The sequence below is a fragment of the Candidatus Poriferisodalis sp. genome (assembly GCF_965198245.1).
Taxonomy (GTDB): domain Bacteria; phylum Actinomycetota; class Acidimicrobiia; order Acidimicrobiales; family Poriferisodalaceae; genus Poriferisodalis.
In genome coordinates, this window is record NZ_OZ240249.1 from 12,600 (window position 1) to 36,658 (window position 24,059).

Annotated in this window: 24 protein-coding genes, 1 tRNA gene and 1 pseudogene; 6 read left to right on the top strand and 20 right to left on the bottom strand. The window is 65.5% G+C overall.

The annotated features are described in order from the left end of the window. Positions 1-10: 10 nt before the first annotated feature. Positions 11-745 carry a hypothetical protein gene (locus ACOCMM_RS00100; RefSeq protein ID WP_419551192.1) on the top strand — a complete coding sequence of 245 codons (735 nt, stop codon included), beginning with the start codon at positions 11-13 and terminating at the stop codon, positions 743-745. Continuing rightward, the gene (locus tag ACOCMM_RS00105) at positions 742-2,133 is read left to right on the top strand and encodes an FMN-binding glutamate synthase family protein (protein WP_419551193.1); all 1,392 of its coding nucleotides are present in this window, start codon (positions 742-744) and stop codon (positions 2,131-2,133) included. The genes ACOCMM_RS00100 and ACOCMM_RS00105 overlap by 4 nt, the downstream gene beginning before the upstream one ends. A gap of 25 nt (positions 2,134-2,158) precedes the next feature. Here the strand turns inward: ACOCMM_RS00105 and ACOCMM_RS00110 are convergent, their stop codons facing one another. The 4 genes from ACOCMM_RS00110 to ACOCMM_RS00125 all read right to left on the bottom strand — a co-directional run bounded on the left by ACOCMM_RS00110 (position 2,159) and on the right by ACOCMM_RS00125 (position 5,283). Further along, positions 2,159-2,935: an enoyl-CoA hydratase-related protein gene (locus tag ACOCMM_RS00110; RefSeq protein ID WP_419551194.1), complete on the bottom strand. Its 777-nt coding sequence runs from the start codon at positions 2,933-2,935 to the stop codon at positions 2,159-2,161. Between the two features lie 99 nt (positions 2,936-3,034). Then, positions 3,035-3,652, bottom strand: coding sequence for a hypothetical protein (locus tag ACOCMM_RS00115; protein WP_419551195.1), 618 nt, complete (start codon positions 3,650-3,652; stop codon positions 3,035-3,037). Between the two features lie 285 nt (positions 3,653-3,937). Beyond that, positions 3,938-4,342 (bottom strand): DUF1330 domain-containing protein, encoded by a 405-nt coding sequence (locus ACOCMM_RS00120; protein WP_419551196.1) that lies wholly within the window; start codon positions 4,340-4,342, stop codon positions 3,938-3,940. Between the two features lie 77 nt (positions 4,343-4,419). After that, a complete protein-coding gene (locus tag ACOCMM_RS00125) occupies positions 4,420-5,283 on the bottom strand; it encodes a phytanoyl-CoA dioxygenase family protein (RefSeq protein WP_419551197.1) in 864 nt (287 codons plus the stop codon). Positions 5,284-5,358: 75 nt separating this feature from the next. Between ACOCMM_RS00125 and ACOCMM_RS00130 the strand changes: the two genes are divergently transcribed. Together ACOCMM_RS00130 and ACOCMM_RS00135 are read left to right on the top strand one after the other, a co-directional pair. Continuing rightward, positions 5,359-5,871: a MaoC family dehydratase gene (locus tag ACOCMM_RS00130; RefSeq protein ID WP_419551198.1), complete on the top strand. Its 513-nt coding sequence runs from the start codon at positions 5,359-5,361 to the stop codon at positions 5,869-5,871. 68 nt (positions 5,872-5,939) lie between these two features. After that, positions 5,940-6,716: an SDR family NAD(P)-dependent oxidoreductase gene (locus tag ACOCMM_RS00135; RefSeq protein ID WP_419551199.1), complete on the top strand. Its 777-nt coding sequence runs from the start codon at positions 5,940-5,942 to the stop codon at positions 6,714-6,716. A 7-nt stretch (positions 6,717-6,723) separates the two neighbouring features. Here the strand turns inward: ACOCMM_RS00135 and ACOCMM_RS00140 are convergent. After that, positions 6,724-6,808 (bottom strand) — tRNA-Tyr (locus ACOCMM_RS00140). A 102-nt stretch (positions 6,809-6,910) separates the two neighbouring features. Here ACOCMM_RS00140 and ACOCMM_RS00145 point away from each other — a divergent pair. Continuing rightward, the gene (locus tag ACOCMM_RS00145; RefSeq protein WP_419551200.1) at positions 6,911-7,399 is read left to right on the top strand and encodes a YajQ family cyclic di-GMP-binding protein; all 489 of its coding nucleotides are present in this window, start codon (positions 6,911-6,913) and stop codon (positions 7,397-7,399) included. A gap of 113 nt (positions 7,400-7,512) precedes the next feature. On the opposite strand, the gene ACOCMM_RS00150 is transcribed toward ACOCMM_RS00145, so the two are convergent. After that, positions 7,513-8,367 carry a zinc metalloprotease HtpX gene (locus ACOCMM_RS00150; protein WP_419551201.1) on the bottom strand — a complete coding sequence of 285 codons (855 nt, stop codon included), beginning with the start codon at positions 8,365-8,367 and terminating at the stop codon, positions 7,513-7,515. Positions 8,368-8,486: 119 nt separating this feature from the next. Further along, positions 8,487-9,590 carry an epimerase gene (locus ACOCMM_RS00155; protein WP_419551202.1) on the bottom strand — a complete coding sequence of 368 codons (1,104 nt, stop codon included), beginning with the start codon at positions 9,588-9,590 and terminating at the stop codon, positions 8,487-8,489. A 6-nt stretch (positions 9,591-9,596) separates the two neighbouring features. On the opposite strand from ACOCMM_RS00155, the gene ACOCMM_RS00160 reads away from it, so the two are divergent. Next, positions 9,597-10,280, top strand: coding sequence for a hypothetical protein (locus ACOCMM_RS00160; RefSeq protein ID WP_419551203.1), 684 nt, complete (start codon positions 9,597-9,599; stop codon positions 10,278-10,280). A gap of 53 nt (positions 10,281-10,333) precedes the next feature. On the opposite strand, the gene ACOCMM_RS00165 is transcribed toward ACOCMM_RS00160, so the two are convergent. From ACOCMM_RS00165 to nuoH, 13 genes and pseudogenes are all read right to left on the bottom strand, one after another. Further along, the gene (locus tag ACOCMM_RS00165; protein ID WP_419551204.1) at positions 10,334-10,954 is read right to left on the bottom strand and encodes a DUF3226 domain-containing protein; all 621 of its coding nucleotides are present in this window, start codon (positions 10,952-10,954) and stop codon (positions 10,334-10,336) included. 8 nt (positions 10,955-10,962) lie between these two features. Then, entirely contained in the window at positions 10,963-11,727 is a 765-nt protein-coding gene (locus tag ACOCMM_RS00170; protein ID WP_419554787.1) for an AAA family ATPase, read from the bottom strand. A 264-nt stretch (positions 11,728-11,991) separates the two neighbouring features. Continuing rightward, a pseudogene (locus ACOCMM_RS00175) lies at positions 11,992-12,099 on the bottom strand (hypothetical protein); the annotation flags it as partial. 141 nt (positions 12,100-12,240) lie between these two features. Further along, positions 12,241-12,744 carry a hypothetical protein gene (locus tag ACOCMM_RS00180; protein ID WP_419551205.1) on the bottom strand — a complete coding sequence of 168 codons (504 nt, stop codon included), beginning with the start codon at positions 12,742-12,744 and terminating at the stop codon, positions 12,241-12,243. A gap of 106 nt (positions 12,745-12,850) precedes the next feature. Beyond that, complete coding sequence (acs, locus tag ACOCMM_RS00185; RefSeq protein WP_419551206.1) at positions 12,851-14,854, bottom strand: acetate--CoA ligase; 2,004 nt, start codon at positions 14,852-14,854, stop codon at positions 12,851-12,853. Positions 14,855-14,995: 141 nt separating this feature from the next. Next, the gene (locus ACOCMM_RS00190) at positions 14,996-16,021 is read right to left on the bottom strand and encodes an SAM-dependent methyltransferase (RefSeq protein ID WP_419551207.1); all 1,026 of its coding nucleotides are present in this window, start codon (positions 16,019-16,021) and stop codon (positions 14,996-14,998) included. A gap of 42 nt (positions 16,022-16,063) precedes the next feature. Further along, positions 16,064-17,701: an NADH-quinone oxidoreductase subunit N gene (locus ACOCMM_RS00195; protein ID WP_419551208.1), complete on the bottom strand. Its 1,638-nt coding sequence runs from the start codon at positions 17,699-17,701 to the stop codon at positions 16,064-16,066. A gap of 2 nt (positions 17,702-17,703) precedes the next feature. Then, positions 17,704-19,266 carry a complex I subunit 4 family protein gene (locus tag ACOCMM_RS00200; RefSeq protein WP_419551209.1) on the bottom strand — a complete coding sequence of 521 codons (1,563 nt, stop codon included), beginning with the start codon at positions 19,264-19,266 and terminating at the stop codon, positions 17,704-17,706. A gap of 56 nt (positions 19,267-19,322) precedes the next feature. Beyond that, positions 19,323-21,542, bottom strand: coding sequence for an NADH-quinone oxidoreductase subunit L (gene nuoL, locus ACOCMM_RS00205; RefSeq protein WP_419551210.1), 2,220 nt, complete (start codon positions 21,540-21,542; stop codon positions 19,323-19,325). Between the two features lie 10 nt (positions 21,543-21,552). Next, positions 21,553-21,852 carry an NADH-quinone oxidoreductase subunit NuoK gene (gene nuoK, locus ACOCMM_RS00210; RefSeq protein WP_419551211.1) on the bottom strand — a complete coding sequence of 100 codons (300 nt, stop codon included), beginning with the start codon at positions 21,850-21,852 and terminating at the stop codon, positions 21,553-21,555. Positions 21,853-21,868: 16 nt separating this feature from the next. Next, positions 21,869-22,363 (bottom strand): NADH-quinone oxidoreductase subunit J, encoded by a 495-nt coding sequence (locus tag ACOCMM_RS00215; protein WP_419551212.1) that lies wholly within the window; start codon positions 22,361-22,363, stop codon positions 21,869-21,871. Between the two features lie 9 nt (positions 22,364-22,372). Then, a complete protein-coding gene (locus ACOCMM_RS00220) occupies positions 22,373-23,020 on the bottom strand; it encodes a NuoI/complex I 23 kDa subunit family protein (protein ID WP_419551213.1) in 648 nt (215 codons plus the stop codon). Continuing rightward, entirely contained in the window at positions 23,021-24,058 is a 1,038-nt protein-coding gene (nuoH, locus tag ACOCMM_RS00225) for an NADH-quinone oxidoreductase subunit NuoH (RefSeq protein ID WP_419554788.1), read from the bottom strand. Between the last annotated feature and the right edge of the window lies 1 nt (position 24,059).

A 24,059-nucleotide genomic window follows, 5' to 3' on the forward strand; every position in this document is an offset into this window, starting at 1 on the left:
GCCGGGCGGCATGAGCGGGGCCGCGCGCGTCTTCGATCTCGCCGAGGTGAGCCGGCGAGAACTCAATCAGGCACTGCACAACGCCCCCGACGGAGAGTCCTTCAAGATTGTCAATCCCCGCGGCGCCCATGCGGTTGCGTGCGGCATCGCTGCCGCGATCGACGTAGTGGTGCGCGGCTCGGTGGGCTACTACTGCGCTGGCATGCACCAGCGCGGCCGGATCCTGGTGGAGGGCAATGCCAGCACTGGGCTGGCCGAGAACATTATGTCCGGGGTGGTGCGCATCACCGGCAACGCCACCATGTCAGCGGGCGCGACGGGCTGCGGTGGCCTCCTGGTTGTGGGGGGCAATGCGGGCGCCCGGTGTGGCATCTCCATGAAGGGCGTCGACATCGTGGTAGGCGGCAACGTCGGCCACATGAGTGCGTTCATGGCCCAAGCCGGGAACCTGGTGGTGTGTGGCGATGCTGCGGCGGACTTGGGCGACTCCATCTACGAGGCGCAGATCTTTGTACGGGGCGACGTGGAGTCGCTGGGCGCGGACTGTGTACCCAAGGAGATGCGGCCCGAACATCTCGACACGCTGGCCCGGCTGCTGGCCGCGGCTGGCGGGGCGACCGATGGGGCTAACGCCGGCGACTTTCGCCGCTACGGCTCGGCCCGGCGCCTTTACAACTTCATCATCGACGACGTGGACGCACTGCATGCGGCCGCCGCAGCCGGCACGGCGACGGCCATCCGATGACTGGGACACCGGCTGGGACACCGAACGGCGGCCCCACACCGACCGGCAACTCGGCGCCTCTCGCCAACACTGACCCTGACTACTGGCACCTGCGCGAGTCGTACACGTTCGACCGCAACGTGATCGCCGAGATCCGTCGGGCTGCCAACACCGGCATCTACCGCATCCGGGGATGGGGGGCCAAGCGCCACCTGCCCACCCTCGACGACCTCGTGTTCCTCGGGGCGTCGATGTCGCGCTACCCGCTGGAGGGATACCGCGAGGCCTGCGGCACCGATGTGGTGATCGGCGAGGACCGGGCCGAGCGGCCAGTGCACCTGAAGATCCCGGTCACCATCGCCGGCATGAGCTTCGGCTCGCTGTCGGCCCAAGCCAAAGAAGCGCTCGGCCGGGGCGCGTCGGCGGCGGGGACCTCCACCACCACCGGCGACGGCGGCATGACCGCCGAGGAACGCGAGCACTCGTCGGTGCTCGTCTACCAGTACCTGCCGTCTCGCTACGGCATGAACCCGGACGATCTGCGAGCGGCGGACGCCATCGAGGTAGTGGTGGGCCAAGGCGTCAAGCCGGGCGGCGGCGGAATGCTGCTCGGCCAGAAGATCACCGAACGGGTTGCCGAGATGCGCACCCTGCCCACCGGGATCGACCAGCGCTCGGCGTGCCGGCATCCTGACTGGACCGGTCCCGACGACCTGGAGATCAAGATCGGCGAGCTGCGCGAGATCACCGACTGGAAGGTGCCGATCTACGTGAAGGTGGGCGCGGCCCGCCCCTACTACGACACAGCGCTGGCGGTGAAGGCCGGCGCGGACGCGGTGGTGGTCGACGGCATGCAGGGCGGCACCGCCGCGACACAGGACGTGTTCATCGAGCACGTCGGCATCCCGACGGTCGCTGCGATTCCCGAAGCCGTACGGGCCCTGCGCGAGCTCGGCGTTCACCGCCGTGAGGTGAAGCTCATCGCAGCAGGCGGCTTCCGCTCGGGCGCGGATGTGGCGAAGGCACTGGCGCTGGGCGCCGACGCTGCGTCAATCGGCACTGCTGCACTGATCGCCATCGGCGACAACGACCCCGCCTATGAAGCCGAATACCAGGCGCTAGGAACCTCAGCTGGCTTCTGGGAGGACTTCCAAGCCGGCACCGACCCGGCCGGCATCACCACCCAAGACCCTGAGCTGTCGGCCCGGCTCGACCCGGTGCTGGCCGGGCGGCGCCTGGCCAACTACTTGCAGGTGCTCACTATCGAGACGCAGATCCTGGCCCGCGCGAACGGCAAGTCCCACGTCCTGAACCTGGAACCCGAAGACCTCGCTGCGCTCACAGTCGAGGCTGCCGCCATGGCCAAGGTGCCGCTGGCCGGCACGAGCTGGGTGCCCGGCGTCAATTGACTCGGCCCAGGCCTGCGAACATCCGCTAGCGGCCCTGCCACTGGGGTGGGCGCTTCTCGGAGAATGCGCGCGGGCCCTCGATGTAGTCGGCGCTGCTGTTCATGGCTCGCACCGCCTCGTACCGGCCTTCATGCGCGGCTCGCACGCTGGCCTCGTTGAGGCCCTGCATCGCGGCCTGCTTGGTCGCGCGGATGGACATCGGCGAGCACTCGAGGATCATCTCGGCCCAGCGGCGGGCGCATGCCAACGCCTCGCCTTGGGGGACCACCTCGGCGACGATGCCCAACTCCTTAGCCTCAGCTGCGGGCACGTGGCGGCCGGTCAGCATCATGCTCATGGCCCGCTTCAGCCCGATATGTCGCGGCAGCCGGTGAACGCCACCCGCAAGCGCAGCGAGACCGACCTTCGGCTCTGGCAACGCCAGCAGCGCGTTCTCCGATGCGACGATGATGTCGCAGGCCAGCGCGATCTCGAAGCCGCCGCCCATCGCTACGCCGTTCACGGCTCCGATCACTGGCTTGTCGAGGTCCCAGCGCGACGTCAATCCGCCGAAACCCGACGACGGCATAGCCGAACGATCACCACCCTCGGCCTGGTACCTCAAGTCATTGCCTGCGCAGAACGCCCGGTCACCCTCGCCGGTCACAATCGCGACCCAGAGATCCGGGTCGTTCTGGAATTCGTCGAACTGGTCCGACATCTCGGCATTGCCCGGCGGGTGCAGTGCATTCATCCGCTCCGGCCGGTTGATCGTCACGACGAACAGGTGCCCGTCGCGTTCCGAATAACAGAATTCACCCATGCCGGGCGAACTTAGTAGTCCCCTCTCGGCTTCGCTCAGCGTTGGCCGGCGCGTTCTCGGCGCGGGTCGGTTTGGTGGCGCTGCGGGGCACCGGCGCAATCAGTCGGCTGGCGAGTAGATGGGGTGGGTGCCGAACTGGTTCTTCGTGACGGGTGTGCCGGTCTCGGCATAGAACGCCGTGCCGCGCACGACCGAGTCGAGATATGACGGCAGCGCTCGCCGGATCATGTGCTCGGCATAGTGGTCTCGCTCAGCGGCCGGCACGTCGTCGCGCAGCAGTGCCACGACCTTGATGGTGAACTCGCACCCGGGTGATCCGGCGCTGTCCGCCGACGTCCTACTCTGCGCCGGCTCGGTCATGCGCCAACGGACGAGCGCAGTGCGGGCTTGTGGCGGGCCGAGCACCAGGTCGTAACCGGCGCCGTCGAACCAGTCGAGGAACTCGCGCTGGTAGTGAACGCCGCTGTAGTAGTAGACGTGATCGCGGCTGCGTGTACCGTCCCAGCGCTTCACCTCATTGCGCTCGCAGAACGGGTGAATGTTGGTGAGGTTGCCGGACTCGCTGATGGCCGCCCAGACGTCGGCAGGCGGGGCCACCACGGCGACGCTGGCGATGATCGGTTCCATCGGCTCGATGCCGCGAGCCCCCAATCGGTCGATCAGCGTCTCGTCGGACGGTGTCAGTGCACTGCTCGTCGCTTCATTCGCATCGTCCATTTCGTCATTCTGGACCCTGTGAGCAACGCGTGCCCGCGGACATGCTGAGCGGCATCGCGCCCGCACTCATTTCGGCCTCATACCCGTGATTACGGGGCCAAGGGGATCGATATGTTCGCCATGAGTGATAGTCTCGGTGAGAACTTCGCCGGCGGCAGCGACGCGGTGCTTCAGGTCGCCGTGACGATGCAGTCCGGCACCATCGGCAGCCACAACAGCGCTCTAGTCAACGCGTAGCAGTCCGCATCGGCTGACAGCCCAGGGTCGGCGGAGCTGCCGTCGCGCTCAGACCCTTGGCAGAAGCTGGGTGGTCTCGATGATGCGGGAATCTTCCAGCGCTGCCGCGCGGATAGGCGCGATGGCCAAGTAGTCAGGGTCGCGGAACATCGCAACGAACTGGACGCGCGTGGGATAGCGAACCAGGATGGCAATGTCCCACTGCTCCGAGTTCGGGCCGATCGCCGTGTGCCCGGCATGCCCCATCCAGATCGGCTCGCCACCGAAGCGTGGGTGCAGCTCGGCAAAGCGGCGTCCGTATTCCCGGTAGGCGTCCTCGCCGGACATGCCGTCGACGCCATAGCCCGATTCTGCGGTCTCGCGGTAGCGCAACAGATTGAGCATCACGACCGGCTCGTCGGGGTCGCCTTCCGCAACGGCGTCAATCTGGGCGGTCGAAGCGTGTTTGTGCACGAGAGCTCCTGTTCAGTTCGTGGAAGGGGTGGAATCCGGCGGCTCGCCGAGCGCCGTCGGACTGACGGCGTGGCCGCTCAGACCGGGCGGGGCCAGACGACCGGGTAGTGGTCGGTCGCCATCGGCGCGCCGGGTTCCAGCTCGGCATAGTGCAGCGCGTCGGCCGTGCCGATGCGGGGGTCGTAGCGGACGTCGTCGCCGATGTAGCGCACGGCGTAGCCCCGGCGGGCGCGGCCGGGGTTCGAGTTGCCCCGCGAACCGTGCAGGATCATCGCCCAGAACGCGATGGCGTCACCCGGCTGAAGATCGAACGACACGATGTCGTAGGCGTCGCGGTCAGCCTCGACATCGGGCGCGGGCTCGTAGTCAGGGTTCTGCGTGTAGTCGTGAGCGTTGGTCGGTGCGAAGGTGCGGGGCTGGAACCAGCGGTCCCAGGCATGCGAACCCCGCACGTACTCGACCCGGCCGCTGGTGGCGTCTACCTCGTCGAGGGCGATCCAGAACGACATCACCTGGCGTCCCGAGATCGGCCAGTAAGGCTGGTCGTTGTGCCACGGCACCGGCTGGCTCGCGCCAGGTGCCTTGACGAAGAGCTGGTCGTAGTACATGCGCACCGTCGGCGAGCCGAACATGGCCGACGCGTACTCGCCCAAACGCGAGCGGAGAACGAACTCTTCGAACACCGAACGGAACCGCCACAGGTCCAGCCCACCGAAGAAACCGGTCGACTCATAGGCGTGTGCAGTCGGACTCGGGTTCGCCATCTCCTGCGCGACGCCCTCGCGCAGTCGCTCCACCCATTCGGCGTCGACAACATTGCGGAGTACGACGACACCATCGGCGCGAAACCGCTCGATGGTTTCTTCGTCGACGATCGGTTGAGCTGGTCGATCAAGCCTCGGTTGATCAAGCCCCGATCGATCAAGCACTGTGTCGCTCATCGTCGTCCCCTGTCGTCAGCACCAAGTCAACACGATGGGTGCACCGCACTGCCAGACTCAGGGCGAGGAGGCGACATGAGCGACGATCAGAGCAGCAGCAGTGGTTCGGGGGCGATCCCCGGACTCCCGCCTCGGCCGCATCGGGGCTGGACTTTCAACGAGCAACCCGTCGGCAAGCGCTGGAGCACAAGCCGCCGAACGATCACCGAAACCGACCTAGTGGTGTACGCCACGCAGTTCGGCTTCGCCGAGGGGCTCTTCCTGGATGCCACCGCCGCCGAGCGTGCCGGCTATGACGGGAGACTCGTGCCGGGCAGCCTGGTGATGTCGCTGGCTGAGGGCTTGATCATCAGTGGCGGCGCCATTGCCGGCACCGGAGTGGCCTACTTGGGCGCCACTGTCGAAGTCAAGGGGCCCACGTTCGTCGGTGACACCCTGCAGGTGGTCGCCGAGGTCACCGCGGCCCGACTCACCTCACGGGGCGACCGCGGCATCGTGACCACCCGCAACGAGGTCTTCAACCAGCACGGCAAGCTCGTGATGGTGTATTCCCCCACACGCATGGTCCTCTGCCGTCACGCCGACTAGGCCAACGCGGGTCTGATAGCGGCAGTACGGTCGGCGGGATCCTTGGATCGACGACAGGGAGCTCATTGATGAGCAGGTTCACGGGTCGGGTGGCGATTGTGACGGGAGCGGCCGGAGGGATCGGACTGGCGGCTTGTGCCCGGTTTGCCTCAGAAGGGGCGTCGGTGGTGGCTGTGGACTTGGCCTCTGCCGACCTTGGCGCCGCGGTGGCAGCGATCGAAGGCGCTGGTGGCACAGCGCTGTCCGTGCCCGCCGACGTCACCAATTCCGCCCAAGTCGCCGGCTACGTCAACGCTGCCCGTGAGGCCTTCGGACGCGTCGACGTCCTGTTTAACAACGCAGGCATCGAGGGCACCTACGCCCCGATGATCGAGTACTCCGAAGAGTCTTTCGACCAAGTCATTGCGGTCAACGTGCGCGGCGTGTGGCTCGGCATCAAGTACGCCGCCCCGGCGATGATCGCAAGCGGCGGCGGGTCCATCGTGAACACGGCATCGGTGGCTGGCCTGCTTGGCTCCCGGGGCATCTCTCCGTACTCGGCGAGCAAGCACGCTGTCGCCGGGCTCACCAAGTCGGCCGCGCTGGAACTGGCGACTTCTGGCGTGCGGGTCAACGCCGTGTGCCCTGCGCCCATTGAGACGCGCATGATGCGGTCGCTGGAGGCTTACATCGGTGGCGACGACGCTGACGACATCCGCAAGAGATTCGCCGAACGCCTGCCCGTGCAGCGTTACGGCGAACCCCACGAAGTCGCTGCGCTGGTGGCGTTCCTGGCTTCCGACGAAGCCAGCTACATCACCGGCAGCCTCTACCCCATCGACGGCGGCTTCACCGCCGGCCGCTGAATCACACTGGTGGGCCGGGGAGGATTCGAACCTCCGTAGGCGTAGCCGACGGGTTTACAGCCCGCTCCCTTTGTCCGCTCGGGCACCGACCCCAGAGGTGGGCAGGCTACCGGCGCACGCGACACCGTCGGTAAGGCCCAGAGCACCACAAGACCCACGGTCTGCTGCCTGATTCGCGTCGGTAGCTTGCGCTTGTGCCTTCATTCGACGTCGTTTCCAAAGTGGACATGCAGGAGATCCGCAACGCCGTGGATCAGGCTTCCCGCGAGGTCGCCAACCGGTACGACTTCCGCGACACCGGCAGTGCCGTGGAGCTGGGCGAAGGCGCAATCGCCATGCGCTCAAGCACTGAAGATCGGCTTACGGCGATGCGGGTCGTGCTCGAAGAGAAGCTCGTGCGCCGCCAGGTCAGCTTGAAGGCCGTCCACTACGGCAACGTCGAGGAGGCCTCCGGTGGGACAGTTCGCCAGGAAGCCGCTCTGCAAGCAGGCATCTCATCGGACCGGGCCCGGGAACTGAACAAGTTCATCAAGGGGCTGGGCATCAAGGGCGTGCAGTCGCAGACCCAAGGCGATCAGCTGCGGGTGATGTCGAAGAAGCGGGACGATCTGCAGGCGGTCATCGCCGAGCTCAAGGCTGGCGATTTCGACGTGCCGCTGCAGTTCGAGAACTTCCGGGACTGACGCCCGAGTTCAGCTCGCCGTCTCAGCTCGCCGTCTCAGCTCGCCGTCTCAGCTCGCCGTCTCAGCTCGCCGTCTCAGCTCGCCGTCTCAGCTCGCCGGTCGAGAAAGCCGGTTCAGATCGCTTCTTGCCAGGAACCGTCACGCAGGCGGCGGATGCGCTCTTCCATCGGCGGATGCGTGGTGAACAGCCCCTTGAAGCCCATCCGGCGGCTGGCCAACGGGTTGGCGATGTACATCTGGGCCTGGTTGGGGTCGGCCAGGCTAGGGACCGTTTTCGAGGCCACGTCCAGCTTCGCAAGCGCTTGCGCGAGTGGCTCCCCGTCGCCGATCATCCGGGCTGCGGTGCGGTCTGCCTGGTACTCGCGGCTGCGGCTGATGGCCATCTGCAGCAGCATCGCGGCGATCGGCGCAAGGATGATGAGCAGGATCTCGCCGAACGGGTTGCGGTCGTTGTCGCGTCCGCCGCCCCCGAAGATCAAGGCGAATGACGCCATGCGGGCTGCGAACGTGATTGCTGTGGCGACTGCTGCGGCCACCGAGCCGATGAGGATGTCCCGGTTGCGGATGTGGGCCATCTCGTGCGCCAGCACGCCGCGGATCTCGTACCAGCTGAGGTGGCGGATGAGCCCCTCGGTGACGCACACCGCCGCGTTGCGCGGATTGCGGCCAGTGGCGAAGGCGTTGGGCTGCGGGTCGGGCGAGACATACAGCCGGGGCATGGGCAGGCCGGACAGCTCGGTGAGCTCGCGCATGATCGTCCGGTACTCAGGGAGCTGATGCGGCTGGACTTCCTGAGCCCGGGCGGAGCGGATCGCCAGCTTGTCGCTGAACCAGTAGCTGCCGCCCACCATGACCAGGGCGATGATGACGGCGATGATGAGGCCGCTTTGGCCCCAGAAGCTGCCGATCCACAGGATCAGGCCGGCGAGGCCAGCAAGAAGAACGGTGGTCTTGGCCGTGTTGCGCACTTTGTTCGCTGCCTCTTTTCCGTCGCTCCGCGGTGGATGCGCCGGTCGGGATTCAGGCTAATGACGACCAGCTTCGAAGTGGTCGTGAGCAACAGTGCCGGCGCCGCTGTGGGTGCTGGTCAGTTCTTCGCTTCGACCAGGCGCCAGTCGTCAGAGCCCGGGGCGTAGCGGTCCCTGAACTCGGGGTCATAGTTGGCTGCGAGCTCGCTGGCGCGGCCGACCGCAGCCCGGTAGGCGTCGATGAGCGCGTCCTCGGCGTCGTAGTCGAAGGGGTCCTGCAGTCGCATCTCGGTGATGCTGCCTCGTTCGATGGGGTTGTCGCGCAGGTAGCGGGCCGTCAGGGCGATGGCTTCAACGGCAGGCACCAGGTCGCGGTAGCCGAGTTCGCTGATGAGCAGGTCAGGGCCGGTCATCTGGTGAAGCGAGTGCTCTCCGCCCAGGAACGGTCGGACCGGGGTGGCGAGGTCTTCGGGCAGGTTCACGATGTCGAGTTCGACATCGAGCGCGGCGGCGATGATCTCGACCGTCTGACGAGCCGTGAGGACGTGCTCGTCGCTGATGTTGTACGCCTTGCCGGCAGCCACCTCGGGACGGTCCACGGCCAGGGTGAGCGCATGCCCGGCGTTCGGGCCGTAGGCGGCGGTGCGCAGGGTGAGACCGCCATCGGCGATGATGACCCGCCTGCGACCATCGATGATGCGCCGAACAATCAGCCACTCGCGAGGGTTGATCTGGCCCGGTCCGTAGATGAGTGGGTAGCGGAAGATGGTGGCGCTGGGGTGATGGTCGAAGACGATGTCCTCGGTGGCGACGATCTTGGCCACTTTGTCGTTGGAATCGTCGACGGCGCGCTCGGCGGTCTCACGGATCGGCACGAGCATGCCGGGCGGCCAGTTGAGCTTGGGGCGGGCAAAGCCCTTGTAGGCCGGCACTCCTCCGACGGCAATGAACTGCCCACAGCGACCGGCGAAGAATGGCACCAAGTCGCGCAACCGCCCGTACATCGCATAGACGACATCGAACGTGGCACCGTCGAGTGCTGCTTCGACCTCGGCGGCGCGGAATGGGTTCGTGTGGATGTGCTCCACGCTCGGCGGGATCGTGTCCACCTCGTGGCGCCCGGTGTGCAGGATCTTCGTCTCGTATCCGCGTTCGATCAGGCCATTGACGACGCCGGGACCCGTCGGCCCCGTGCCTCCGATCACCAACGCCGTAGATACCATCGGCTCATGCTGTCAGTTCCGCCCGACGGTCACCGGCCGAACCGGCAGCGTTGGGTGCTCGTCAGTATCTGGGTCGGGGTTGCCATGATGCTCGGCAGTTGGCTCCTAGAAGGCGAAATCTCGTCGGGCTCGGCGACTGCGCTTCGGTTCATCGGACTTGGAGTAGTCGTCGTCAGCGTCATCCCTAACTTGCGCAAGCGAAGACAGTGGGTCCGGAACGCTCGAGACTCGGGCCTCTCGCGGCGCGAGACACGGCACTCCACGGGACTGTCGGCCGGCTATTGGGTCACGATGATCGTAGGAATGGGGCTCTTCGGTTATCTGATGGACTTCGTCAAATCTTCCCCAAGTGATGTCGGCCGGGTCGTGATCGCCGTCGCAGTCATCACCGTGGTTGGCGTCGTGATGGGTACACGCTTCGAGGTCGTCGCTGCCGCAGCTCGCGGCCGACAGGGCGTCGCGCTCAGCGGATGGTGGACATCGAAGGCAGGTATCGGGACGACGCTCGTTCTGAGCGTCGGGGCGATCATTATGGCGTTCATGGCCTTGTTGACGTGGCCCGACCACTCAGGGTTCCGCATCGTCGCGATGATCGTTGTGCTCAGCGCAGGATCCGGCGCGGGTGCCGCGATCACATGGCTGCGCTCGTTGCTTGCTGGCAAACCGTTCACATCGGCTCGTACTGGCTAATCCGACTGGCAATACAAATGCCTCGCCAGGCGCCGAATGTCGAGCTGGATTGGTCAGCCGAAGACTCGCCTCAGCCAGTCCAGAAATGCCTGCGCAGCAGGTCGCTGGAGATCGAATGTTCCTGCACCAATGGACGTGCCCATACGGTCACCCTCAGCTCGTACGGCGAGCCAGGCATGGACTTCGGCTTTCGCCGGCTTCGACGGTCGATCAGCCGCGGGAACTTGTGCCACGTAGTTCTGTGCCTGCGGCCACACTCCGTCCCCAGCCGGAATGAGATCGCTGACGAAGTTCTCCAACTCACCCGGATTCACGTTGTCGGGCATCAACCACACACCGATCTTCGGTTTGCCAGGTTGACTCGGCGGCACGACGGTGCCCAGTGGATCCGGCTGTCGTGGCAACCGGATCTTGGCATCTCCCAGTTGGTCTCCGATGCGTTGCCATCGACCAGCGATATTCGAATTCGCGTCCACGACGATGCCGAGCGCAGTCCGGCCCGGTGCCACGGCCTCGGTTGCCACACTCCCCAAAACCTGCTCGACGCTGCGCTTGTTGACGATCTCGAAACTCTGGGGCTGCCCGGACTTGTCGTTTAGGTGCCAGATGACGCTGTCATCATCATCGCCCTCTACGAGCAGCACCTGCTGGGGTCCAGCATTCAGCATCGACATCTCAGCTCTTATCGAACTTCGATGCCTTGTTCAGCGGCGACCTTCAGCATCCGCTCGGTGTATTCGACAGCGCGTACGCCGCCCACGTCATCGTCGGCTTCTAGCCGGACCGCGAGGCCCTCCGATTCCTCATCGTCCGAGGCTGCGCGCGCAAACCCAGCGACGCAATCCCAACTGTGCGTCGTTGCAAGCACCTGGACGTTGAACTTCCGTGCAGCGCGCAACACCATGGCCCAGTAGTCACGCTGCAGCGTGTGATGGATGCCGTTCTCGGCTTCGTCAATCAACAGAAACCCATTTTCGGCACTCACCACCGCCACCATCACGGCGAAGATGCGGGCGGCGCCATCGCCAAGACTGCGCAGTGGCACCCGATCACCCCCCGAGAGGCCGACGACCAGGCGACGACCGAATGATTCGCGTTTGCGGGCTACTGCGGCAACTCGGTCCACACCTCGCCCACACGCAATGCTCAACGCCTCAAGTGCCATGTCTTCGTTGGGCGTGGCCACCACATCATCCCAGAGCAGGGCAACTTCCCAGCTATCCATGAGACCAGGACCCACGAGTACGTGCGCAGCCTCCTCGGGCCAGTCGCCCCGCATCATTCCGCGTCGCATTGACCAATGGCGCATCGAAGGGGCGCGCCGAACTCCGACGTCCTCATCGAACACAGGCTGGTACTCGGAGTGATCGGAAAACGAAATCTGCAGTACGGGACCGTCGAGCACGGGTACGCGTTGCCGCAGGTGCTTCTGCCAATCTTCGCTCAATTCATGCACCGCCGCGATACCCACCCGCAGCTCGCAGTCCGCCGTGCCTGAACCAATTTGAATGCAGTTCCCGAGCAAGGGTCGGCGGCCAAAAAAGAGGGCTTCGAACGTTGCGCGTTCATCGGGATCGTCATCATTCGAATTCGTTTCGACTTCTTCGTGTCGTGTGAGGACGTCGTGAAGCGCGAGTACATGACCGCGTTGCGCGAAAAGGCGAACTGCGTCGAGAACGGTGGTCTTGCCGACACCGTTCTTGCCTGCGAACAAAGTGACCCGGCCGAGGCGCTCTATGTCGAGGCGGTTAATGCCGCGGAAACCGCGGATCGACAGCGACGGTAAGTGCAATCCGTTTGTGTCGGTGTCGTCTGACATGTCGGACCGCCGGTTTCGCTCGAAACCGCAGGGTACCGCGCTGCCTGAGGACGATCAGCAGGAATTCTCGCTCGCGCGCTGGACGGGACCAGTCCTCGATGCCCGTGGTCGAAGACCCGACTCACAAACCGCGTTTCGAGGTCAGTGGGGGTGGTAGCCGCTGTCGATGTAGAGGGTCGGCAGGTCGAGGTCTCGGTACATGCGCACGTTGCGCATGTCGTCGTCGATGGCGAGGCGGGGGTTGAAGCCCTGTTCCTGCAAGGCAATGGTCTGGTCGCTCTTGAACATGGGCGAGGGGCGGAAGTCGCCCATCGGCCGCATGATGAGCAGGTCCCAACGGACCTTGTGCTGTACCAGCCAGGTGAGGGTCGCGTCGGATACCCATGTCGGCCGTGACGTGAGCGCCACCACCACCATTTTGGGGACCAGCAGTACCAGCAGCTCGGCCACCTCTTCGAGCACGTCGTCGCCGCCGACGTCGGCGAAGAACGAATCCCAGTCGCGCCAGGGGCCGTCCAGGTGGTGCTGGCGGTGCGCAGCGTCGGCCAGCACGCCGTCAATGTCGACGATGACGCAATCGCCGGGCGGCACTGGATCGGCCCGCCACCACCAGTACGACGGCCAGTCGTCCTGCTCGGTTACCACGGGCTCACCGGACATCCATCGCCGCGCACGCACGGCGTCGATCCGGCAAGTGACCGTCGTGATGCACGTCAGTGACCTCGAAGCCGGAGAAGCGAGGCGTCGTAGCTCAGTCTTCGCTCGGGGCTTCGGCCGCGCGGGTGCGGATCTCGTCCACCACGCCGGCGTCGGCGAGCGTGGTGGTGTCGCCGAGCTGGCGCCCTTCGGCAACGTCACGGAGTAGGCGGCGCATAATCTTGCCCGAGCGGGTCTTGGGCAGGTCCGGCACCAGCACCACCGCCTTGGGGCGGGCAATGGCCCCCAGTTTGGTGGAGACGTGCTGGCGGACTTCCTCTCGCAGCTCGTCGGTGGCGTCGTGGCCGCCGCGCAGGATGACGTAACCAACGATGGCCTGACCGGTCGTGGCGTCGGTCGCGCCGACCACGGCGGCCTCGGCAACCGACGGATGGTCGACCAGCGCCGATTCCACCTCGGTGGTCGAGATCCGGTGGCCAGAGACGTTCATCACGTCGTCGACACGCCCGAGCAGCCACAGGTAGCCGTCATCGTCGATCTTGGCGCCGTCCCCGGCGAAGTAGCGGCCCTCATACGCGCTCCAGTAGGTCTCGCGGTAGCGCTCGGGGTCACCCCAGATGCCACGCAGCATCGACGGCCACGGCTCGGTGATGGTCAGGTAGCCGCCGCCGCGCTCCACGACATTGCCGGCATCGTCGACCAGCTCCACCGAGATGCCGGGCAATGGGTGGGTGGCAGAACCGGGCTTGGTGGTGGTGACGCCCGGCAGCGGGGTGATCATGTGGCCGCCAGTCTCGGTCTGCCACCAAGTGTCCACGATTGGACAGGTGCCCCCGCCGATGTTGGAGTGGTACCACATCCAGGCTTCGGGATTGATCGGCTCGCCGACCGTGCCGAGCACCCGCAGGCTGGACAGGTCGTGCCGCTCGACCTCTGCTGAACCCCACTTCATGAACGTGCGGATGGCTGTCGGCGCTGTGTACAGCTGGGTCACCCCGTAGCGCTCGATGATGTCCCACAGCCGGTCCTTCGGCCAGGCCGCTCGGTCGCCGTCGCGGAACTCCGGGCGCGGCGTGTCCGGTGTGCCCTCGTACATGATCGACGAGGCGCCATTGGCGAGCGGCCCATACACGATGTAGCTGTGCCCGGTCACCCAGCCGATGTCGGCCGCGCACCAGAACACATCGGCGTCGGGCTTGAGGTCGAACACGTAGCGATGCGTGAACGCCACCTGCGCGAGATAGCCCCCAGTGGTGTGCATGATGCCCTTCGGCTTGGCCGTGGTGCCCGAGGTGTACAGCAGGTACAGAAGATCCTCTGAGTCCATGTGCTCGGGCGGGTAGTCGGCCGAGGCGTCGGCCATCAGGTCGTGATACCAGTGATCGACGCTGTCGTTCCAAGCGACGTTTTGGCAGGTGCGGCGCACGACGACCACGTTCTCAATGGAACTCGTCGCGGCCACCGAGGCATCGGCGGTGTCCTTGAGACCGAACGGCTCGCCGCGGCGGTAGCCGCCGTCGGCGGTGATGAGCAACTTGGCCGAGGCGTCGTCGATCCGGTCCGACAGCGAGTCGGCCGAGAACCCGCCGAACACCACCGAATGGGCGGCGCCGATGCGGGCACACGCCAACATCGCCACCGGCAGTTCGGGGATCATCGGCATGTAGATGCACACGCGATCGCCGCGCTCGACGCCGAGGCTCTTCAACACGTTGGAGAACTTGCACACCTCGTTGAGCAGGTCGGCGTAGGTGATAGTGCGGGTGTCGCCGGGCTCGCCCTCCCACCAGTACGCCACCTTGTCGCCGCGGCCGGCGGTGACGTGACGGTCGAGGCAGTTGTACGAGACGTTCAGCGTGCCGCCGATGAACCACTTGGCGAAGGGCAGATCCCACTCGAGCACGGTGTCAAAATCGCGGAACCAAGTGACGTGCTCGCGTGCCTGTCGCGCCCAGAACGCCAGCCGGTCAGCGGCTGCCTCGTCGTACAGCGATTGGTCTGCCACAAGCGCAGCGGATCGGAACTCCCCGGCGGGCTCGAAGACGCGGTCCTCGACGTAGTAGTCCTCGATCGTCGCTTGAGTAGTTGCGTCAGCCATCGGTACCCCTGTCTCGTCGTGCTGCATCCGAATGACCCGGATCGGCAACGCCCGGGCTGCTCAGTCAGATTCGCAGAGTAGTTGCCGCCCGCCAAGCGGCCCACAGCGAGACGCAACGCATGAGAGATATCCCAAATCTGGTCAGCCGGTGCGCCACTCAGCAACCCAGAAGGCGCCGAAGCGATCGGGATCGGTCAGCGCCGATGCCTCGTCAAGCAGGGCCCTCGCAGCAAGGGCTTCGGCTGTGGGGGCCGTCCGGCTGCGTTCCCACAGTGCCCGTGCCCCGGCGGTCAGCGTGGCGATGCCGGCTGCGCTGAGCCAGTCGGCCTGGGAGCTCAATGCGGCACCGGGCGGCAATTGATCGAAGGCCACCTCGCAGGTGATGTCTGCAGTGCCGGGCTCGCGCAGCGGGTCGTGCCCTCGGCGTTGGGAGCGGTAGGTCCGCAGCCAGTCGCCCGATTGCCGCGCTGCCAGTTCGGCAGTCCTGCGCACCCCGTAGTCGAAGATCAACACGCGACCGCGGCTCAGCAGGCCCAGCGCACGTCGCATCCAAACAGCTGCCCGCAGCTGCAATGGGATTCGTGCGCCGACGCCCGCTTCGGGAGCCAGTGCAGCGGCCATGTTGACGGCGTCCGCCCCGGCGGCAACAAGCACCTCGACGGCAGCAGACTCGCTGCGCTGCACGTGCACTTCCTGCCACCCGTCGTGGGACCGTTCGAGCAGGCGGAACGGCAGATTGTCGAGCAGCTCGTTAGCAAGCACCACACCCACCAGCGGACCCGACGGAAGATCTGGCACCGCCGCTACCGGCTGCTCGACATCCTGGGCGCCGACCCGCGCCTCAGCCTCGGAACACTGAGAGCCCACGCGCTCGACCATCACGTAGCGCAGCGCTTCACGGCACTCGCCAAGATGGGCGAGCACATTGCTGCACAGCGTCCCGCGGCCGGCACCTCCCTCGACCACGACGAATGGGTCGGGGCGATCCAGCTCATGCCACGTGCGGTCCAAGTATCCAGCCAGGCACCGAGCAAACAGCGATCCCAGTTCCACCGAGGTGGCGAAATCGCCGTCGCGCGCTCCGGGATGACCCCCTCGCACGTAGAAGCCCGAATCGCCATACAGCGCTTCGTCCATGTACGCGTCGAAGCGCTGAGCCCCAGCCATCGACATCAGTCTGCACAGCGGAGCACAGCGCTCCGCCAGCGCTCAGCCGCCGAAGTCGAATGTTGCGATGTCGCCGAAGTGGCTGACCAACCCGGGGAAGATCCCGAGCGCCAGCGTGGCGATCGCGGTGATGGCAAGTGCCGCCGCCAGGGCCCCAGTCATCGGTATCGGTCCTGGGGTGAACCTCACCATCGTGGCCGGGCGAGTCTCGACGGCAACAAGGCCACCCTCGTCGGCACCTGTCTCGGCTGGCAACTCGACAGCCAGCTCGTCATCGGTGTCGTCACGCGTGTCCACGCCGAGTTCCACCATTTCGGGCACCGGCTGAATCCACATCTGCACCAGCACCCGGGCGTAGTAGCCGAAGGCAATCACTGCGTTCACGGCCACGATCGCGGCGAGCACCCAGCCCGCAGGTGTGCTCGCATCAGCCAGTGCCCGGAACACGACGAACTTGGCGAACCATCCGCCTGCCGGCGGGATGCCGGCAAGTGCCGCCAGGAACAGGGTCATGAGCACCGCCATGCCAGGCGCATAGCTGAACAGTCCGGCGTAGCTGTCGATCGCGCCAGAGCGGGTGCGACGAGACACCGCCAGCACCACGCTGAACGCCCCCAGGTTCATGAAGGCGTAGATGATGAGGTAGACGATCACGGCCTCGCGGGCGCTCGCCAGGGTGCCCGCGGTGCTCTCTTCGTAGGCAACCGCAAACGGCACAAGCATGAAGCCGCCCTGTGCCACGCCCGAGTACGCCAGCATCCGCACGATGTTGGTTTGGCGCAGCGCAATCAGGTTGCCCACCGTCATCGTCACCACAGCCAGTGCCCAGAAGAACGGCTGAACGACGTCCTTGGCGCCCTCGAAGGCCGCGAACACGAGCGCTAGCAGCGCCACCATTCCCGCCGCCTTGGATGCCACCGACAGGAACGCTGTCACCGGCGTCGGGGCACCCTCGTAGGTGTCGGGCGCCCAGGTATGGAACGGCACGGCCGACACCTTGAACGCGAAGCCAATCAGCACGAACAGGATCGCCACGATGACGATCGGGCTCGAACCTTCGCCCTTGAGCGCTGCTGCAATCGTCCCGAAGTCGGTGCCGCCGGACACGCCGAACAGCAGCGACATGCCGTACAGCATCACCGCCGAGGCAAAGACCCCCATCAGGTAGTACTTCAGGCCGGCCTCGTTGGAGCGCGGGCCGCCCTTGCGCCACGCAGCCAGCATGTACGCGGGAATCGACAGCAGCTCCAGCGCCACGAACACGCTCACCAAGTCGCGCGAGCTGGCCATCATCACCATGCCCAGCAGTGACGTCAGCAGCAGCGTGTAGTACTCGTTCTCGTAGTAGTCGCCGTCACGCACGTAGTCGACTGACATCAGCACCACGATGTAGCCGACCACGATGAACAGCGCTTTGACCACCAGCGAGAAGTCGTCGACAACGTAGGCCCCACCGAACATGGACCGCTCCGCACCGTCGGCCGCGAGGGTCAGGATCGGTATCAGCGTGACCAGCAGGCCGATGCCGGCCAGCGTCGGCATGATCCGCTTGGCGCGATCGTCGAACGCGATGTCGGTGACCGTGACGAGCGTGCCGACGCCAAGCAGGGTCAGCTCGGGTGCGAGCGCGTGCCAGTCAAGTGCCGGCCGTACAAACGCGAGCATCGCCCCGAGGTCCATCGTCAGCTCCGCGCCACGGCAGCGTTGATCTTGTCGACGATGTTGACCGACACGTCATCGACCATGTCGTAGATCAGGCCCGGGAAGATGCCGAACAGCACCATCGCCACGATCAGCGGTGCCCACGCCGCCCACTCGTAGCGGTTTACATCGGCAATCGCGTGACCCTCCCACTCGGCCTGCGGCTCGCCGAAGGCGCTGCGCTGGAACAGCCACAGCAGGTAGCCGGCGGCGAACACCGTGCCCACGGCCGCGATCACCATGTAGGTGCGGAAGGTCTCTTCGGGCAGTCCTGCGCCGGGGTTGTAGGCCGACAGGATCGCCGGGAACTCGCCCCAGAATCCGGCCAGGCCGGGCAGGCCCAGCGATGCCATGGCGGAGATGCCCAGGATCCAGCCCATCCGGGGCGCTGCCTTGAGCAGCCCGCCCAAGCGGCTGATCTCCAGCGTGTGGTACCGCTCCTTCACCGAACCGGCCAGGAAGAACAGCATCCCGGTGATGATCCCGTGGGCCACCATGCCGAACACTGCGGCGTTGATGCCGAAGTCAGTCAGCGTGGAGATGCCCAGCATCACGAATCCCATGTGGGCCACCGAGCTGAACGCGATGAGCCGTTTCATGTCGGTTTGTGCGAGGCATCCCAACGCGCCGTAGATGATGCCGATCACCGCCAGCAGGCCGATCCACGGCGCCCACGCTGCGGCACCCTCGGGCAGGAACGGCAGCGCAATCCGCACGAAGCCGTAGGTGCCGAGCTTCAGCAAGATCGCCGCCAGGATCACCGAGCCCACCGTGGGTGCCTCAGTGTGCGCATCGGGCAACCAGGTGTGGAAGGGGAACATCGGCACCTTGATGCCGAAGCCCATGAACAGGCCGGCAAAGATGATCGCCTGAGTGCCCCGGGTCAAGCCGACGCCAGCGACGTCGGCCAGCTCGCGCATGTCGAACGTATGCAGCAGCAGGCCGTTGTCGTTGCGCGACACGAAGTACAGCGCCACGAAGCTGACAATCATCAGCGCCGAGCCGAACAGCGTGAACAGGAAGAACTTCAGCGAGGCGTAGCGGCGGTTCTCGCCGCCCCACACGCCGATCATGAAGTACATCGGCAACAGCACGACCTCGAAGAAGACGAAGAACAGGATCAGGTCCTGCGCCACGAAGGTGCCGTTCATGCCCGATGCCAGGATCAGTATCAGAATCAGGAACGCCTTGGCGTTGCCCGGCTCGGGGATGTGCTCCCACGAGTAGATGACGCACAGCGGAATGATCACCATCGACAGGATCAACAGCGGCATCGACAGCCCGTCGAGACCCAGGATGTAGTCGGCGTCGATCGCGTTGATCCATCCCTTTTCCACGACGAACTGCAGCGACCCCGCATTGCCGTAGTCGAAGGCGAACAGCAGGTACACCCCGACAGCCAGTGCTGCCAGCGACGAGATGAGCGCGATCAGCTTCAGCTCGACCTCGCGCGCACGCGGCACGAGCATCATCACGAGCGCGCCGATGACCGGCAGGAACACCGCAAGGCTCAGCGCCCAAGCGTCGAATCCAGTTGCGTCCACTACGAAGCTCCCTCTTGCTTAGGACTCTGATACATGTCTCTGCGTCATTTCACTGGTCACAGGACGATCACGAACACGATGGCAACCACGGCCGCGGTGCCGAACAGCAGCGAGCCGTAGTTCTGGACCTTGCCGGTCTGCATCACCCGCAGACCCTGACCGCCAGCATCGGCACCGGTGCCGAGCGCGTTGACGGTGTTGTCGATGGTGCCCTGGTCGATCCAGCGATACACCCACTTGCCGCCGTCGCGGGCCGATTCACCGGCGGTATTGACGACCTTGTCGATCACGTTGTCGTTGACCCAGTTGGCAGCCCGAGCGATGGGCGCCTTGATCGAGCCCACCACGATGTCGGTGTAGAGGTGGTCGAGGTAGTACTTGTTCTCGAGGAACGTGTACCCGGCCTTGGCGTAGCGGTTGCGCTCGGTCAGTCCGTGCGGTCCGGCGTTGCGCCAGAAGTACATGAACGTGATGGCGATGCCGGCCAGCGCCAGCGCCAGGCCCACGAGGGCCAACACCAGCGACGGGTCCGGATGTGACAGGCCGATGGCATTGAGGTAGTGCGACGGCTCGAAGTAGGTCTGGACACGGTGGGCGAAGCCCTCGAGCCCGAAGGGCGAGAGCACCCCGGTGGGCAGGTTGAACACGCCCGCAACCACAGCCATGCCCGCCAGGATCCACAGCGGGACGGTCATGACCTTGGGTGACTCGTGGGGGTGGCCAAGGCCCCGGTACTCGCCCCAGAACGTGTACCAGATGACCCGGGTCATGTAAGCGGCGGTGAGCAGCGCCACGACGCAGCCGAAGATCAGCATGAGCGGGTAGGCGTTCTCTTGGCCCGCGAGCGCCCCGAGCAGGATCTCATCCTTCGACCAGAAGCCCGCAAAGGGGAAGATGCCCGCCAGCGCCAGCGTCGCAATCACGAACGTCTTGTACGTGTGCGGCATGTACTTGCGCAGGCCGCCCATCTCGCGAATGTCGAAGGTGTGATGCGCTGCGTGGCTGACCGATCCGGCCCCCAGGAACAGGCAGGCCTTGAAGAAGGCGTGCGTGAACAGGTGGAACATGGCGGCGGTCCATGCGCCCACGCCCAGCGCCATCACCATGTAGCCGAGCTGGCTCACCGTGGAGTACGCCAGCACCTTCTTGATGTCCCACTGGGCGAACGCCAGACCGGCGCCGACGAGGGCCGTGAAGCCGCCGATGAACGCCATGAGGTTGATCGACGAGGTGCCGATGGAGAAGCCCTCGTAGAAGACCGGGTACAGCCGGCCGATCATGAACACGCCGGCTACGACCATGGTTGCCGCGTGGATCAGCGCTGAGACCGGCGTGGGTCCGGCCATGGCGTCAGGCAGCCAGGTGTGCAGCGGGAACTGGCCCGACTTGGAGCACACCGCTGCCATGAGCGCGATCGACGCCATCAACAGGGCGAAGTGATACGGGTTGACGGTCCCGGTTTCGCTCGCGACGCGACTCGCCTCGCCGATCTTCACGTTGATGTCGTGAATGCCGAATGTGCCGAACGTGCCGAACAGGATGATGACGCCGACGATCAGGCCGATGTCGCCGACGCGGTTGGTCAGAAACGCCTTCACCGCGGCATCGGAGTTGGGACGTTCCTCCCACCAATGCCCGATGAGCACGAAGCTGCAGACGCCCACCAGCTCCCAGCCCACGATCATCTGGATCAGGTTCTGGGCCATGACGAAGAAGAGCATCGCGGCGGTGAACAGGCTCAAGAAGGCGAAATAGTGGACGAAGCGCCTGTCGCCCTTCACGTACTCGCTGGAATAGATGTGCACGAGCAGTGAGATGGACGTGACCACCACCAGCAGCAGCACGGTCTGGCCGTCGACGAGCGTGCCCACGGCGAAGTCGACGCCGCCAGTCGACCACCAACCGGTGAACGTGGAGATGACCGGCTCGGGGCCCGCCGCGCCGTGCCCGTCGTCTTCGGCGTGCCCGTCGTCTTCGGCGGCGAGATGCAGCTCACCGTCGAGGCCAGCACTCGAGCTCGACGCGCTCAGCCCTTCATTGACCTCGACAAGCGCGTGCTCGGCGTCGTTCGACTTCGATGAGGACGCACCATCCTCCACCTGGGTGATCCACGCGACCGCCGCGATCATCGAGAAGATCCACACGATGCCTACGGCGGCGATGCCCACCTTCTGGACCCGCTCGACACCGATGACGGTGCGGCCGAACAGCAGGATGACGACGAAGGAGACCGCCGGGATCAGCGGGATGAGGAACGCGTTCTCAAGGATCCACATGCGCGTGCGATCAGCCCTTCATCAGGTCGAACTCGTCGACCGCGATCGATCGGCGGTTGCGGTACAGCAGCAGCACGATGGCCAGGCCCACGCCGACCTCGGCGGCTGCGACCGCAATGATGAACAGGGCGAAGACCTGCCCAGACACGACGTCGTGCTGCAGCCCGAACGCCACCAGGTTGAGATTGACCGCGTTCAGCATCAGCTCGATCGACATCAGCACCATGACGCCGTTGCGGCGTGCCAGCACGCCGTAAACGCCCACGGCGAACAGCAGCGCGCCCAGGAGCAGGAACTGGTTCAGCAGCATCGACCCGTCTCCTGCTTCAGTCCCTGCGCGCCAGCACGACGGCACCGATCAGCGCGGCTAACAGCAGCACCGAGATGGCTTCGAACGGAATGATGTATTGCGAGAAGACTGAGTCCGCCACGTCGGCAGTGCCGAAGACCGTGTTGTCGGTGGCCAGCGAGTCGGTGCCGAATTGGTCAATGAGGGCGTAGACGGTGACCCCGCCCAGCGCCAGCGCCGACAGGGCCGCTACCGGCCACGTGGCCCCGGTCATCTGGGGCATTCGCCCGATCGGCGCCCGGGTGAGCATGATGCCGAACAGAAACAGCACCATCACGGCGCCGATGTAGACGAGCACCTGCGTCGTGGCGATGAACTCGGCCGCCAGCAGTATGTAGTTCGCTGCCAGACCGCCCAGCACGGCCACCAGGAACAGGGCCGCATGCACGATGTTGCGCGTCGTCACCATCCCGAGCGCGGCCAGCACGGTGGCGGCCGCGATGATGCCGAAGGCGATGTTCTGCGCAACCATGGTGCCCGCCTAGCCGCCAGCTCCGCCAGTGGCGCTGGCCTCACCGGCGCCGAGCTTGCGCACCGGCCCTGCCTCACCGGCGCCGAGCTTGCGCACCGGCGCCATGTCGTCGGGGCCGAAGTCGGGCACCGTGCGCACTTTCTGCTCCGAGCCCGGCTCGTAGGCCAAGAACTCGGGCACGGTCTCCATCCACTCGCCGAGCCGGATCCGGTCGTGCAGCAGGTCGGCGATGTGCGGTTCGGAATACTCGTACTCGGGCGTCCAGAACAGTGCGTCGAACGGGCACACGTCCACGCAGATGCCGCAGTACATGCACAGCGCGTAGTCGATGTCGAACCGATCGACCACGTTGACCGTCCGAGCTTTGCCGCCGGCTCGGCGAGGCGGAGCCTTCACCTTGTGGCCTTCGATGTAAATGCACCAGTCGGGGCACGACCTCGAGCACAGCATGCAGGCGGTGCAGTTCTCCTCGTGCAGTGCGATCACGCCCCGGGCGCGGTCGGGCGGGGCTTCCTTCTCGTGCGGATACTGCACGGTGACCGAGCCCTGCTGCGGCGCGGGGATGAGCGTGCGCATGCCTCGCTTGGGGAACAGCGTGCGCACTGCGGTGCGCGCCGTCACTCCAAGGCCTTTCAGCAATCCGGGGAGCTGCGGCATCTAGAGCACCACCTTGAAGATTCCGGTCACGACGATGTTGGCGAGCGACAGCGGGATGAGGACCTTCCAAGCGAACTTCTGGAGTTGGTCCTCGCGCAGGCGGGGATAGGTGAAGCGGATCCAGAAGATGACAAAGGCCACCAGCAGGATCTTGACGAGCATCACGACCGGGCCGAGCACATTGAGTATCGGAGCGTCGATGTCGAAGCCAGGAATCCACCAACCACCCAGGAACATGACGGTGGCCAACGCCGAGAAGGCGAAGGCTGTGGCCACTTCGGCCATGAAGAACAGCAGGAAGCGGAAGCCCGTGTATTCGACGTGGAAGCCGCCGACCAACTCGGTCTCGGCCACTGGCATGTCGAACGGCGTCTGGGTCAGCTCGGCCTGGGCAGAGATCATGAAGATCAAGAAGCCGATGAACTGGGTCAGGATGAACGGGTTTCCGATGAGGCCGAAGCCGAAGATCTCGCCGGTGGCCTGTGCCCGCACGATCTCTTGCAGGTTGAGAGAGTTGGCTTGGATGACCACGCCCATGACGGCGAGGATCAGCGGCAGCTCATAGGCGATGAGCTGGCCAGCAGCTCGCAGGCCACCGAGCAGTGCGTACTTGCTGGCTGAGGCCCAGCCGGCCATCAGCACGCCCAGCACCGACAGCGACGAGACCGCCAGCGCGTAGAAGATGCCCGTGTCGAGGCTTTCCACGACAGCGTCGGGGCCGGTGGGCAGCACGACGAAGAGCAGGAACGACGAGGCAAGCACCACCACCGGTGCTGCACGGAAAACGCGCCGGTCGGCGGCGGCGGGGTGAATGTCTTCCTTTTGGAGGAACTTGATCGCGTCCGCGATGAGCTGCAGCGAGCCGGAAGGGCCCACGTCCTGGGGACCCAGCCGGCTCTGCATGAAGGCCATCATCTTGAGCAGGAACAGGTAGCCGAGCATCAGCGCAGCCGTCGGGATGACGATGAGCGCGACGCCGAGCTTGATGCTGGTCTCCGCCCAGTACGCCAATCCCAGCAGGGCGCTCAGGTCTCCCATC